15 protein-coding genes are annotated in these 13,440 nt (G+C 29.9%); 4 read left to right on the forward strand and 11 right to left on the reverse strand.

From position 1 onward, the window contains the following. Positions 1–90: 90 nt before the first annotated feature. A complete protein-coding gene (locus L1276_RS18980) occupies positions 91–624 on the forward strand; it encodes a suppressor of fused domain protein (protein ID WP_253790614.1) in 534 nt (177 codons plus the stop codon). A 32-nt stretch (positions 625–656) separates the two neighbouring features. Then, positions 657–1,040, forward strand: a complete 384-nt coding sequence (locus L1276_RS18985) for a hypothetical protein (protein ID WP_253790617.1) — start codon at positions 657–659, stop codon at positions 1,038–1,040. Here L1276_RS18985 and L1276_RS18990 read toward each other — a convergent pair whose 3' ends face one another. The 9 genes from L1276_RS18990 to L1276_RS19030 form a co-directional block, all read right to left on the reverse strand. After that, the gene (locus L1276_RS18990) at positions 1,041–1,385 is read right to left on the reverse strand and encodes a hypothetical protein (protein ID WP_253790618.1); all 345 of its coding nucleotides are present in this window, start codon (positions 1,383–1,385) and stop codon (positions 1,041–1,043) included. Positions 1,386–1,547: 162 nt separating this feature from the next. Next, positions 1,548–2,225 (reverse strand): hypothetical protein, encoded by a 678-nt coding sequence (locus tag L1276_RS18995; RefSeq protein ID WP_253790620.1) that lies wholly within the window; start codon positions 2,223–2,225, stop codon positions 1,548–1,550. A 268-nt stretch (positions 2,226–2,493) separates the two neighbouring features. Continuing rightward, positions 2,494–3,660, reverse strand: coding sequence for a PQQ-binding-like beta-propeller repeat protein (locus L1276_RS19000; protein WP_253790623.1), 1,167 nt, complete (start codon positions 3,658–3,660; stop codon positions 2,494–2,496). Beyond that, positions 3,647–4,360, reverse strand: coding sequence for a hypothetical protein (locus tag L1276_RS19005; protein ID WP_253790625.1), 714 nt, complete (start codon positions 4,358–4,360; stop codon positions 3,647–3,649). The genes L1276_RS19000 and L1276_RS19005 overlap by 14 nt, the downstream gene beginning before the upstream one ends. A gap of 3 nt (positions 4,361–4,363) precedes the next feature. Next, on the reverse strand, positions 4,364–5,359 hold the full coding sequence (locus L1276_RS19010) for a hypothetical protein (RefSeq protein ID WP_253790627.1): 996 nt from the start codon (positions 5,357–5,359) through the stop codon (positions 4,364–4,366). Beyond that, positions 5,360–6,358 carry a hypothetical protein gene (locus tag L1276_RS19015; protein WP_253790629.1) on the reverse strand — a complete coding sequence of 333 codons (999 nt, stop codon included), beginning with the start codon at positions 6,356–6,358 and terminating at the stop codon, positions 5,360–5,362. A 6-nt stretch (positions 6,359–6,364) separates the two neighbouring features. Beyond that, entirely contained in the window at positions 6,365–9,226 is a 2,862-nt protein-coding gene (locus L1276_RS19020; protein WP_253790631.1) for an OmpA family protein, read from the reverse strand. Between the two features lie 2 nt (positions 9,227–9,228). Continuing rightward, positions 9,229–9,726 carry a DUF4280 domain-containing protein gene (locus tag L1276_RS19025; protein WP_253790633.1) on the reverse strand — a complete coding sequence of 166 codons (498 nt, stop codon included), beginning with the start codon at positions 9,724–9,726 and terminating at the stop codon, positions 9,229–9,231. A 10-nt stretch (positions 9,727–9,736) separates the two neighbouring features. Beyond that, positions 9,737–10,927, reverse strand: a complete 1,191-nt coding sequence (locus tag L1276_RS19030; protein WP_253790635.1) for a LysM peptidoglycan-binding domain-containing protein — start codon at positions 10,925–10,927, stop codon at positions 9,737–9,739. Positions 10,928–11,669: 742 nt separating this feature from the next. Here L1276_RS19030 and L1276_RS19035 point away from each other — a divergent pair. Beyond that, on the forward strand, positions 11,670–12,284 hold the full coding sequence (locus tag L1276_RS19035) for a DUF4375 domain-containing protein (RefSeq protein WP_253790637.1): 615 nt from the start codon (positions 11,670–11,672) through the stop codon (positions 12,282–12,284). A 64-nt stretch (positions 12,285–12,348) separates the two neighbouring features. Further along, the gene (locus L1276_RS25395; RefSeq protein WP_371924215.1) at positions 12,349–12,546 is read left to right on the forward strand and encodes a YqaE/Pmp3 family membrane protein; all 198 of its coding nucleotides are present in this window, start codon (positions 12,349–12,351) and stop codon (positions 12,544–12,546) included. A gap of 61 nt (positions 12,547–12,607) precedes the next feature. Here the strand turns inward: L1276_RS25395 and L1276_RS19045 are convergent, their stop codons facing one another. Both L1276_RS19045 and L1276_RS19050 read right to left on the reverse strand, forming a co-directional pair. Then, a complete protein-coding gene (locus L1276_RS19045) occupies positions 12,608–12,805 on the reverse strand; it encodes a hypothetical protein (RefSeq protein WP_253790640.1) in 198 nt (65 codons plus the stop codon). 30 nt (positions 12,806–12,835) lie between these two features. Next, positions 12,836–13,438, reverse strand: a complete 603-nt coding sequence (locus L1276_RS19050) for a dihydrofolate reductase family protein (RefSeq protein ID WP_253790641.1) — start codon at positions 13,436–13,438, stop codon at positions 12,836–12,838. Between the last annotated feature and the right edge of the window lie 2 nt (positions 13,439–13,440).

Here is a 13,440-nt window from a genome sequence, read left to right on the forward strand (position 1 = left end):
TCAAATAATATTTTTTGCAAGATTGATTTGACATGAAAATTGACTCTATTTCACAATCAAAAGTAAATGCAAAAGAATTATTCTACAAGCTTGGCATATCATTATAATTCCTATTTTGGAATTGCTGGAAAAAAAATGAAATGGGAAATAGGCCCTACATGGAAAACCTATCCTGAGTTCTTCGTTTTAGAATTTGCTCCAAATAATGTTCACAACATGTGGGCATATTGTACTGTTGGAATGTCAGCCGATTTAATAGATGATAACTTAATTGAGTTAGTCATTTATTCTCCGAGACAAGATAATTCTTTGATTGAATTATTGACTGTTCATGCTTCTCATCACAGACTGACACCTTTTAATATTTACCACACCTCAAATATTGGAAGACCTTGGCTTGAAAATTCTATCTGTGATCATGCATTTATTTCATTACCTTATCTTGATGGAGAGAATCTAGAAATTTTTCAATTTGAAGAAAAAGTTATTCATTGTTATTGGCTTATTCCAATTACACAGGTGGAGAGGGATTATAAAATTGAAAATGGTTGTGAGGCATTAGAAGAATTGTTCGAAGAAAAACAACTGGATTACTTAAATCCATTGAGAAAGTCCTTAGTTTAAGAGATTAAAACAGAAATATTATTAAAAAGCATATGTTATTTGGACTGTTTAAAAGTTTAGATGAAAAAGTTAAAGAAGATAAAGAAAATCTAATAGCTAGATTAAATAACTCTGAGTTAAAGACTTTGGTTATAGAAATGGGAAATAACAAACCTATTTCTAATGACATAATTAAAAGACAGAAACGAGATCAATCTTTTGAAAGCAAAGATTTTCTTAGTTGGTATGCTTATAGAATTTTTGATGAATTAAGTGATATAAACTTAAAACCCAAACTTATAGAATTACTTAAAGACAAAGATTTTTTTCAATATAAACAATACGTTTTAGGATGTTTAAGCAGCTTATGTGTGAACTGTAAAGATTATGAAATTTTTGACTTCAGAACTCAAAAAAAACAGATGAAGAAGAAGTAACTAAAACTGTTTTAAGCAGGCTGAATAAGGTTCTAAATATGCACTTAAATTTTCTTCTAATTCTTTTCTTGAATCAAAAGCACTCTGACAAGTTTCTTTTTCTTTTAATTCTAAAAATGAAAAATACTCTTTTATTTCTTTATCATTTATCAGCCTCCATTGTTTTTTATAAAAATCAATGACTTTCTGTTCCAGTTTTTCCTGATTCCATTTTCTTAAATCCTGACCTCTCTCCAAGCTTTTAAATTCGTAAGGGACTTTTGCTTCAAAAGTAAAACTGGTTTCATAATAGTTTTTTCTCTGCAGCAGCAAATATCTGTATTGGAGCATTCTCTTTGATTCCATCTACATTAAAACGTTAAAATAAAAATTCGGAGTAGTAACATTTTCTAATATACTTATCTAAAAAATAACCAAAAAACAATTCGGATAGTGTCGTATTAAACACTTTTTTTTACAATAGATACTAGTGCGTGTACTTCACTTCAAGATTATATCAATTCCACTTTATTCTGCTGTCTTAAAGTTCTTTAAACTTTTAGAAATAAGTTTGTACTTATTAGTTTTTTCATCTTTCTCCTCATCTAGAAAATATATCTGGTTATTTTTTCTAAATACTCGTGCTTTTATATCTGCATCAGTTGCTTTTTCATCACTATTTAAATAAATAGTGATGCATCGTATCCAAGGGGCATTATCAGAATGTAGGTAAGTGATAATTTCATTACGAAATCCTTTTTTATATCTGTAAACGGAAAAGTCGTCTGCTCCGTCATTATCTAAATCCCCTTCCTGAAATAGTTTATCATCGTCAGGATTTAGTTCTACAAGATCAGTTACTGAGAATGCTTCTCCTTTAGAAAAAACAATATGCCCGCTATTTGGAGAAATGAAAGCATAATCGATAAAACCGGTGCCGTCAAAATTACCCTTTATTGTATGAGTAACTTCATTGTTTTTTTGACTTTCAGCTTGTAAACTATCGTTTAAAAATTGAGCTCTTTCAAAATCTATTGGAGCTTCTTCTTTTATAAAATAACGCCCAATAAAATTTTGTACAACATATTCTACGTGACCAGGAATGTGTTGATAACCAATATAATTTGCAAACCAAAGTGTGCCAGTACAAAAAATAAAAAGTGCTGTAAGTTTGTTCTTATGTCTTTTAAAAAAAATCTTTTTCATCAAAATTTACCTTAAAATTTCTAATTCGTCTTTGCCTTTAGGAATGTACAGGTAGATCTTAAAGAAATCAGCAATCGTACCATCTCCTTCATCAAATTTTGCCCATAATGCTGATTTACCTGTCATTTTTGCTTCCTGACTTCTAAGCTGTAAACAAACTATTCTGCCATTACCATAAAGTTTAAGCTCATAGTCTACTAATGGCGGAAGTTTACAATCTTAATTGTAAAAGCTTCTAGGTAAGATTCTAATTTTTTCGTAATTTCTATTATTCAAAAACCATAAAAGTTTCATCTAAATTTCTATCCGTTTTGTAATAAACATCTTTTAACACTATTGATTCATTCTGTAATTCAGCATCAATTTTATATAAATTATTATCCGAACATAAATAGTAAAAAAAACTATTAACATATTTAACCTTACCAACTATTTTTCTATTTGAAAAATACTTTCTTTTAATTAATTTTCCATTATTTTTATTTATCAATAATATATAATGTGCTGTATTTACAACTAAATCATCAAAATTTGTTTCTATAGATTGTAGATATTCTTCAATTGGGATTAAAAAATGTTTATTTCCCAAAACTTCTTCATCATTTGTGGGGAATTCTTTTTTACAAAGTCTTATTTGCCATTTTTTAGCTCCAGATAATTTATCTAAACAAACTATTTCATCACGTCCATAAAAAACATTTTCTTCATCTACTACTAAATTATTCGTAATATAAAGTTTTTTCTCTGGGGTATATTGCCATTGAACATCTTTTTCATCCATACATAAGACAATTCCATGCTCATCAACTGAATAAAAAAACTTTTCATCTTTTACTACTTCATTATAAATACCATTTTGGGAATCTACGTACATAATTCCTTTTCCTGAATTTGGATCAATTATAGAAACATTACTAGCTAAACTTACTGCAAGATAATTTTTATAAATAATTGGAGAACTTTGTATCGGAAAAGGATACTGATTGGTCCAATTCGTTTTTTTTGTTTGGATGTCTATGGATTTTAATTCTCCATGACTATTTGCAAAAATTATTGATTTACCAAAAACAATAGGATATTGATAAAATAATAGAAAATCAACATCTGAAAAGTCATACCCATAGTAAGATTGGTCAGGTGAAACTTTATCATTATATTCCCAATTTATTCTTCCCGATACTTTATTGAGTTCAATAATTCTTCCATCACAATATGTCCTATAAATAACGCTGTCTAGGATTGTAAAGTATGTGATTTCATCAGTGTCTTTATTACCCGATATTTTCCAGTTCAATTTTTCTTTTTTAAGATTAATACTGTACATATCTCCATTACTAGTTGATAAATAAAGCGTATTATATTTCCTTTCTATGTTGTGGCAAGAAATAAAGAATAAAAACAATAAAAAGTAAAAATAATTTTTAATCGACATCATTATTATGTGGATTTAATTCATAATCAAAAGGAATTCTCTGTGAAAGATTTTCAACATACCAATTTTCTGGATCGAAAGAGTATCTAACAAAATCATATGCGATTCTTAATGGCATTTCAATATTACTTAGGTTTTCATTTTTCCTATTAAAACCAGATACCATACAAGTAATTCTTGCGATTTCAACTCTATCGGGATCACTATTTAATAAAGGAGCAACATAGCATTTTCCCATTTTTAAGCTTGCTTCATACTTTTTGAGTAACTTTATAACAGGTCCACCATAATGCCTTATTATTGCATATTGCCCTTCTGCATCAGTTGGAAAATCTTCTGCTACTTTTAATTTTGAAAAATCAACTTTTCTTAATTCTTCCAACTCTTCTTTGAAATCATCCTCAACTTCACCATCGTGAATATATAATAAACTGTCAAGAGGATATTTTGGTGGTTGAAGCACTACAATAGTATCTGGAGAATTTTTAACGTAATGTTTATCATTCTTTTCTTGTATAATTTGGGTACCATCTCTTTCCTCAGTAGTGAATCTGTAAACTATATATTTTCTCCATAAATCGCTGACATGTCCAGGAACATGTTTAAATCCTACCCAATTCATAAAAAGAAGTATTGCAAATCCTAAAAAGGAAATTGTAATAATCTTTTTTTTATGATTTCTAAAAAAACTCTTTTTTTTCATAGACTACCTTATCATTACTAATTCATCTTCACCCTCTGGAATGTATAAGTAAAACTTAAAAAAATCAAGCATTTCACCATCACCTTCATCAAATATTGCCCATAAAGCTGATTCTCCTCTAAAGTCATTATCTAAACTATTAAGTTCTAAACAAACAATTCTTCCATCTCCGTATAATTTTAATTTATAATTTTCTAAAGACTGCATTTGATAATTAGGAATAGTAAAAGGATCTAAATAAATGTCTAAAATTCTTTGCAACTCTTTTTTATTAAAATATAAACTCTGACGCGTTTCATTTTCTCTTAATTCTAGATAAGAAAAGTATTCTTCTGTTTTTTTTTCTTTTAGTGGCGTCAATTGGTTTTTATAAAAGTCAACAACTTTCTTTTCTAGTTTTTCTGGCTTCCATTTTCTTAGATCCTGACCTTTCTCTAAGCTATTATACTCATAAGGAACTTTTGCTTCAAAAGTAAAACTGGCTTCATAATAGGTTTTTCCCGTTGCTATAAATTGAGTTACAGGATTACCATATTGGTCTTTTTTAGTTATTGTTTTAGTTAAATATGAAACCATCTCTTTTCCTTTTTTATGTCTATCAACATTGTCAGATTCGCTAATATCAATTTGCATATCAGTTTCTTCATTTAGTGTATGATAATTAAAATCGTTACCTTTAACTGCGGGATACAATCTAAAAGTTACTTTTTGAGTACCACTTTTAAAAATATAATTATTAATAGTAATTGTTCCGCCATCTCCAAGCTCAATAAAATTCTTATTTACAGGTATATCATTTACTAAAATTTCTGAATAACAAATATTTTGTTTGTATGTTAAATAATACATTGGTTCGTAATCGTAATGCTTAATCGTTTTAAGCATAGTTTCTACATAATTCTCACTTGTTAAATTGCTAGGTTTAGAGTTGTTTTTTTGTGAACAAGCTCCAAAACAAACCATCAATAAAACATAAAGCGTATACTTCTTCTTTAGCATTTATCTTAAAATTTCTAATTCATCCTTGCCTTCTGGAATGTATAGATAGTATTGTAAAAAATCTGCCATCATACCATCACCTTCATCAAATTTTGCCCATAATGCTGATTTATCTTTCATCTTTGGATCACTGCTTACTAATTCTAAGCAAACAATTCTTCCATCTCCATATAATTTTAATTTATAATTTTCTAATGGTTGAAATTCATAATTTGGAATAGTGAAAGATTCTAAATAAGAATCTAACACATCTTGCAATTCCTTTTTGTTATAAAATAAACTTTGACAAGTTTCTTTTTCTTTTAATTCTAAGTACGAAAAGTATTCCTCTGTTTTTTTCTCTTTTAAAAGTCTTAATTGATTTTTATAAAAATCAACTACTTTCTTTTGTAGTTTTTCCTGATTCCATTTTCTTAAATCCTGCCCTTTAAATAAACTATTAAACTCGTAAGGGACTTTAGCTTCAAAAGTAAAACTAGCTTCATAATATGTTTTTCCTGTGGCTATAAATTGAGTAATAGGATTACCATACTGATCTAATTTATTTATGGTTGGAGTAAAATAAGAGGCTATTTGTTTTCCTTTTTTATTTCTATCAATATTGTCAGATTCGCTAATAACAATCTTCATGTCAGTTTCTTCATTTAACGTATGATGATCAAAATCTTTCCCATTAGCGGCAGGATATAATCTAAACGTTACTTTTTGAATACCGCTTTTAAAAATGTAATCATTAATGGGATTCCCGTCACCATATGCAATTTCTTTATAATTTCTATTAACTGGTATATCATTTATTAATATTTCTGAATAACAGATGTTTTGTTCATACGTTAAATAATATATGGGTTCATAATCGTAATGCTTAATCGTTTTATGTATTGTTTCTATGAAGTTCTTGCTCGTTAAATCGCTCATTTTCATTTGTTTTGTATTATTGTTTTCTTTACAGGATGGAAGTATAAAAAGTAATGCTAAAATTAGAATTGTATTTTTCATATAATTTTATTTTTGAGGTGTGGTATTAAAAAGATAAATGGTTTTTAGAGTTTTTGTAAAACCTTCTATCACTGTGAAATCTTTTGTTTTTCCTTTATTAGTAGCATAGCCAATAAGTTCTCTTTTCTTTCTTTTGGCAGAAAAACTTCCTTTAAAAGTTCCTTTCAATCCTGAAAATTTTAATTTTTGTGTGATAAATAATCCTTTTCCACCTATTTTATCAAACCCATATTCAGTTATTACGAGGGCTTCACAAGCCATTTTAAATTCTAGATTTCCACCTATTTTGGTCTCTATAGGAGAAAATTGAAAGAGGTTTTTATGATAATCTACTTCAAAGGAAACACTTCCCGTTACTTTATTGCTATAACTAGTAATCTTTTTTTGAGGTAGATTATTAAATTTATCTTTTAGTGTGTATTGCTCTGTGAGTACATTATATTGTATGTTTTTCTCTAGACCAATCTCTCCAACCATACTCATGCTAAACTTTATATCATCTTCTCCCATTTCAGATAATATACCGCTTATATTTTCATTGATTTCTTTCCAGTCTTCATCAGTTTCATTTTTTGTTTCTTTATCAAAGATGAGACTTTTTATAGTAAGCTTCTTTTCAAAGTTTATAGCTACAAGTGGATCAGCTTTTATGTTAGCTTCATAAATGAGTGCCATTCTTCTGTCTGCCTGCATTTTGTAATACATACCTGTGTTAATAGCAATCGATGGAGGTACAAGTTCTGCACCAATATCTTTAAGATATTTTGAGGCTCTTTTAGCTTTCGCTGCCATTTTCAATATTTTTCCTTCTGCACTTCCTCCTCGGGTTATATAGAGCATGATTAAGTCAATTACTATTCCTATTGCGACCATTTCATAGATGATAGCAGCAACGACGCGTCTGGTGGTTTTATTCGTTTTTATAAAATCAAGCTCAGTACCTTGTAAACTTAATTCCTCATCACGTTTTTCTATATTTCGATCATAGATCGCATGGAAGCCAACATCGTAAAATTCAGATTGAGTTTCTATATACGCCATTAAAATATTTGCCATAAGCCATTTTTGATGAAAAAAGCTTAAAATAAAACCTACAATAGAATTTTTAAGTTCTTCTATTTCTTCTGCAATTCCGTTTTTTAGATCGAATGGAGAATCATGGAAAAAATATGGTGCTTTAGGTGTTTTATCTTCACCTTGTCTAATGTTATAATTATACATAAAATGACCAATCCATACAATATCCGGATAGGCATTTATGGCAAAACTAGGATATTTAGTTCCTGAATAATACGTACACGAATGAAGATAATAGCTGTAAATGTTCCTGAAATTGTTTCCAAAATTAATGGCATCCGTAATTTTAGGCTGCGTCGGTAGTCTGGAATTAAGCTTGACATCAATATAATTAGTTTTGTTTTCTGTCAAATCATAAGTAACCGACTCCTTATAACTATCCAACGATTTGATGTTATTGTGGTGATCTTTCTTTTTATGGCAGCCTTTTCTAATAAATCCATCTATATTAATTTTTAACTCAGCTGGTTTTTTATAACTAGGCACTACTATTTCATGGATCAGTGTCTGAGCATTATTTTCAAAAACCTTAAAGCGCAAAGTTGTTCTTCTGTTTTCCTGATGTTGTGCTTCCGAGACATCACTGCCTTTATGAATCAGCTTGGTTTTTCCGTATCCTTTTCCGGAAATTAAGTTAGCTGGAACTCCTTTTGAAATTAAATATTTAACTACAGAGTCTGCTCTTTTGGCTGAAAGGTCCAGATTGTATTCTTCTGTTCCTCTAATATCTGTATGAGCTCCTAACTCAACAGGCAGTAAAGGCGGTTTTTTTAAATAATCGGCAACTTTATCTAAAATTGGTTTTGCATCTTTTCTAATCTCCCATTTATCGTAATCATAGTGTATCTGCTCTAGATTATTAAAATTATCCTTAGGATCCATTTTGCGAATGAACTTTCCTTCATCAAAAATCAAATCGTCATCTCCCTGATAATTCACTCCAATTTTGGTAAACTTACAGGTACCTGCATTTTTTTCATACGTTTTTACTTCTCCTACTTTAGATTTGCTTAATCCGAGGTCTATTTTAGGGAAAACAAATTTGGTAGTTTTTTTGATACGCAAAAAACGGGCATGATAAATATCGTTATTGTTGTCTTTTATGTATTTGTTGGTTAGCGGGTCTTTTACTTTAATATAAAACTCTTCGAACTCTTTTATTTTTGTAATTTTTCCCTGCCACGAAGCAGTATCGCTCAAAACGACATTAACTTCCCCATTATATACAGGTGTTTTGGTATATACTTTTATTAACTGATCGTCGTTTACACCTTTTCCTTGCTCAATTTTCCGGTGTATTTCGATAATAAGATTAGTAGCTCCATTTAATCCTTGAGTAGAAAGATTAAGATAAATTGGCTCTCCATAATTAAACAAATTTGTTTTTCGGATATCTTCACCGTCGCTTTTATCTTTCCAGGCGCTCGAAATTATTTTAGGCTCGCACCAGCCGCCCATAAGAAGGCCTGCAGATTTTGAATATGGAACATTTGTAAGACTCACCTGTAAATAATATGTAAAAGGACCGCACAGTTTTTTGGGCAATTTAATCCCGTAAATTTCATCGCCTTTTTTGGTGTATTTAAGAATACTTTCTCTGGGAGTATGGGTTTGAAAATGCCATAAAACGGTTTCTTTTTTTTCCTGTTCAGTAGTGCCTTCATGCCACTCTGTTATTTTAAAGTAAACGAACTGATCTGCCTTTATTTTGATCTTAGGATTTCGTTTAGATATATTACCTACTATTTCACCCTTGCCAGTCCACTCAATTTTTTTTATTCCTTTTGCCATGATTATTTTTGTTCTATACCAGTGAAATCAAATTGTGGTTTTGTTAAATCATTAAGACTTAACAATGGATTAATTTTGTTTTGAACATCTTCGTTTGCATTTTTTAAATTTTGCTCTGATGGTTCAGCAATTTGACCATGATCTACTATTTCGATACAATCCGGAGTTCCCATTTTGCAGGTAGCTTTACTGTCTTCAAGTAAAATATTCCCACCATTGCTTAGCGTTACCTTATCGTAAAAGTTTTTCCACTCAGAAATATCTACTTTGCATGGATTGTAACTTCCACTACCGTTTGGCTGCATTTTACAAGTTCCAAAAGTGTTCTTCTCTAAAGTTTGTCCAATATCTTTTGTAGTGGCTGTTAACTTTTCAGAACCATCTTTATCGTTTGTATAATGTTTCGATTGTGTTTTTACTTTTAAAACATCATTTTGTGATTCATTGCTGTACTTGCATGTACAAGTCGCACCTTGTACGACAATATGTTTTTCGCTCATAATATTTAATTTATCTTCCTGTTATTACTTCCAGAAATAACTTAAAAATGCTTGATTTTTTCTCTTTTATTTCTTCATCTAAAAATGAAAAATTTGAACTTAAGTTCAATTTGGCGTTTTCTTCTATATTTGAAATAACAATAGTTAGTTTTTGAGGAATATCTAATTTAATTTCACACTCTAAATAAACGCTTTCCAGGACGTTGGTGTTCGGGTCCAGGAAATAATACGCTGTATAGCTGCCCTCTGCTTTTTCGGCATTGTTTTCTTCTGAATGATTTTCAGGAAATAAAAAACTGTTTTCAAAGTCATTTTTGCTTCTTAGATCTGAAAGTATACCGGTTTGCGTTATATTAATCAAATTATAAGCATCAAGAGTGGGCAAAATAGTCTGCTCAGCAGTAAAAGACACATTTCCTGTTTTTTGTGATATAGGAAATTCTATCACCTGCTGAATAGTAAGGTTTTGGGTGTATTCAATGTTTAGGCTGTTAAAAAAAACTTTTAAAAACCAATCTTTGGATAATGAATCAAAAATAATTTCATCATTTTCCAGTCTGTCTTCAAATTTAAGCAGTGCTTTATGTAATACTTCTCCCTGAAAATCCTTAAGTACTTTACGTTTTACTTTCTGCCAGCGGTTACGGATATCTTCATAATTATATATGGCCGCTAATTCTCCTTTTGTATCAATAACTACTTGCAGGGGATAAAAGACTTTAGCTGTTCTCTCAGCTAATTCATCCGCCATTGTACCAGCCTCTTTTCCATCAACATATATTTGTGATATTCTATTGATTTCTATTAGTGAAAAATCATTTTTATCTTTATTTATGAACTTCACATTAATTTCTTCTTTTAAAGTGTGCTGTTCTTTACCATTTTCTATGGTGTACATCGCCAAATAATTAGTGTTGAGTCCCTGAGGTGTAAATGGTAATTTGAAATTGTTTGCAAAATGTACATTTTCACGATGTGACTCTCTGGCGATTTTAGATTCTTCTGATTCAATTATCAGAAACTTCAAATGAGGCTTAAAGTCAGCTTCTATTAGATCTTCCTTTGGACATCTCATATTATGATAAGATCTCAGAATATAAGAGTCAACGCCAAAGTCTTCTGCTACCTTTTCCAAGGTGTCTCCTTTTTTTATTTTGTAAACTAAGTGATTTTCATACGAAAAATCAGGAATATATAACATTAGTTAAAGTTTGTTTTTTTGGTTTTATAGTGGTGTTTAGTTTTTTTGATTCTTATTTTGACTTAATTGACAAAGTAGAAAACAATTTTAGCAGTATTAATATTTCCTTTAAGTGAGCGATTAATTTTTGAAGTTATTGCTAACTTAAGATCGATATCAAAATTCACTTTCTCTATAAGTTTCTCATTTTAAAAGTCTTGATTTCGGTATCCATATTTTCTTGTTTATGAAAACTTCTATGTTTTAACGTCCGGTTATTATAAAAATTTATTTTTTCCAAACTGAAAACTATTAGGAAAAGGCTTGTTATTTTTTTTGGGTAAATGTAAGTTTTTGTTTTCAAAAAAAAACATTCAGAATTTAAAACTTAACAGAAAATTTCGGAGGTAAATGAAGAAATAATTGTAATAATCGTGTATGATTCTGATATTAAAAAACTTACAAATTAAGAACAGGAATCAATAGTCAAAAAAATGGGTTGAAAAAATCACTTTAATTTATCTGTTCTAAAGAAAACCTGTGTTTACAAGCAATTACATCATAGCATTGACTGAGAAAATAACGAACAAGTAAAATATTCAAGGAAATTATTGTATTGAAGAGAAATCAACTGATGGTATTTGATTGAAAGAATAAACTTTAAATTTACTCTTTTACTATTGGAAATCTTACTGGAAAAAACGAAATTGAACCGGAATTAAAAAAGCTGTTCTAATTTATCAAATTAAGTAAAAATAGACCAATGACACGAACACTAATAATTATGGGATTTTTTACAGCAATTACAAACTTCTTTAGCTGTTCAGGACAAACAAAACAAGAAAGCGATGTGATGATTGTCACTGTAATGGAAGAAAAAAAAATTGAACCATCAAAAGATAAGCTTCTTAATAGGCATTTGACGGAACAAATTATAGACAGAACTTCGGACAAATATTTATTAGACGAAATTTTTGATCATCTTTATAGTCAGTGCTCAGTTGAGAATAAAAGAGAATATGATATTGTATTGTCATGGAATAAATCAAAACAAGCGGTTTATAAAGTTTGTTTATTAAAAGGAGAAGTAAATAATGGCGGTTATAATCAGTTTTACAACAATTCAGGTGTACAGTATTACAAAGATTTACCAGACGCTTTAAAACTTATTGGAGCGCACAAATTTGCCGACTTAACAAAACGCGCTAATGACACTTTTGAAAAAGAATATGAAAGAGTCACAAAGTATCAGGAAAAGTTTCTAGATGATCCGTTAGCTGGGTTTGATAATCAGTTTTTTAACTTGAGTAAAACTAAAAGTCTGGAAAAACTGCTGGTTAATTACATTAGAAAGCATAAAACAGAATTTATAGATTAAATATTTTTTAATCATTTGTATTCTTTAACTACTTTAATTAATAATAAAAACAATAAATATTATGATGACACTAATTGCAATTTTTTTTCCATCCCTTTTTTTTTTATTGAGAGGTAAAATTTTCACTGCCATTATCTGTTTAATTTTGCAGATAACTTTAATAGGCTGGATTCCTGCCGCAATCTGGGCCGTGATTTCTTTACAAAATTCAAGAGCAGATAAGCGTAATGAGAAATTGATAAAAGCGACAAGAGCAAGGTAAAATGAACTTTTACCTTTCAAATTTTTCTTTTAAGCTGTATATGAAACTCTTAAAAACGTAGTTATTTGTCAGATCTTTTTTTTCTAACATTCTTAACCAGTACAAAAACCGAAAACACAAATACAATTAAATACAGGACTGCCAGAGCTGGTTTTTCAAATTTAAGTGTGTCAAAGTCGAATTGTCTATACAGAACAACACCTAAAATGATGGCGATAATACTAAAAGCAAATACAGGCACATTGTTTTTGTTTTCCATGGTTTTATTATTTGGTTTATAAAAGGTTAATTATTTAATCGTTTCTCCGGCATTTCCTGTTTTTACATCGCCGGCTCTTTTATAACTCGCTAAAATTACTCCGGTTGAAGTAACAGTGCTTTCTGTTAAAGTAAATCCCGACGGATGCGCATTATCATCAAACAGTTTTTTTCCTTTGCCTAGCAGTAACGGATGAATTTTAAGTTTGAGTTCATCTGCCAAATCATTTTTCAATAATAAATGAACAAGCTCGCTGCTTCCCCAAACCTGAATATCCAAACCTTCAGAGTCTTTGAGTTTCTGTATATCGGCAAGACTTTTAATGAAAGTAGAATTTTTCCAATCCGATTTTTTTCTGGTTTTTGATAAAACATATTTATTTCCTTCATTAATTCCGGGCCAGAATTCGGTGTTTTTAGGCCAGTAATCTTCCCAAATTTCAAAAGTCTTTCTGCCAAAAAGATAATCTGCAGGTTCGAGTTCATTTTCTACAGCTTTACGATACGCTTCATCCCCGTAAGGTGCTGTCCAGCCTCCATATTTAAACCCGTCCGATCGATCTTCTTTTGGTCCGCCCGGAGCCTGCATAACGCCGTCTAGTGAAATCATCGACAAAACAATTATTTTTCTCATAA

The organism is Flavobacterium sp. HSC-32F16 (assembly GCF_024171645.1).
GTDB lineage: Bacteria > Bacteroidota > Bacteroidia > Flavobacteriales > Flavobacteriaceae > Flavobacterium.

Excerpts from the sequence above, each read along its gene's own strand:
- L1276_RS18985 (WP_253790617.1), top strand. The coding sequence starts at position 657 with ATGTTATTTGGACTGTTTAAAAGTTTAGATGAAAAAGTTAAAGAAGAT.
- L1276_RS18990 (WP_253790618.1), bottom strand. The coding sequence starts at position 1,385 with ATGGAATCAAAGAGAATGCTCCAATACAGATATTTGCTGCTGCAGAGA.
- L1276_RS18995 (WP_253790620.1), bottom strand. The coding sequence starts at position 2,225 with ATGAAAAAGATTTTTTTTAAAAGACATAAGAACAAACTTACAGCACTT.
- L1276_RS19000 (WP_253790623.1), bottom strand. The coding sequence starts at position 3,660 with ATGATGTCGATTAAAAATTATTTTTACTTTTTATTGTTTTTATTCTTT.
- L1276_RS19005 (WP_253790625.1), bottom strand. The coding sequence starts at position 4,360 with ATGAAAAAAAAGAGTTTTTTTAGAAATCATAAAAAAAAGATTATTACA.
- L1276_RS19010 (WP_253790627.1), bottom strand. The coding sequence starts at position 5,359 with ATGCTAAAGAAGAAGTATACGCTTTATGTTTTATTGATGGTTTGTTTT.
- L1276_RS19015 (WP_253790629.1), bottom strand. The coding sequence starts at position 6,358 with ATGAAAAATACAATTCTAATTTTAGCATTACTTTTTATACTTCCATCC.
- L1276_RS19020 (WP_253790631.1), bottom strand. The coding sequence starts at position 9,226 with ATGGCAAAAGGAATAAAAAAAATTGAGTGGACTGGCAAGGGTGAAATA.
- L1276_RS19025 (WP_253790633.1), bottom strand. The coding sequence starts at position 9,726 with ATGAGCGAAAAACATATTGTCGTACAAGGTGCGACTTGTACATGCAAG.
- L1276_RS19030 (WP_253790635.1), bottom strand. The coding sequence starts at position 10,927 with ATGTTATATATTCCTGATTTTTCGTATGAAAATCACTTAGTTTACAAA.
- L1276_RS19035 (WP_253790637.1), top strand. The coding sequence starts at position 11,670 with ATGACACGAACACTAATAATTATGGGATTTTTTACAGCAATTACAAAC.
- L1276_RS25395 (WP_371924215.1), top strand. The coding sequence starts at position 12,349 with ATGACACTAATTGCAATTTTTTTTCCATCCCTTTTTTTTTTATTGAGA.
- L1276_RS19045 (WP_253790640.1), bottom strand. The coding sequence starts at position 12,805 with ATGGAAAACAAAAACAATGTGCCTGTATTTGCTTTTAGTATTATCGCC.
- L1276_RS19050 (WP_253790641.1), bottom strand. The coding sequence starts at position 13,438 with ATGAGAAAAATAATTGTTTTGTCGATGATTTCACTAGACGGCGTTATG.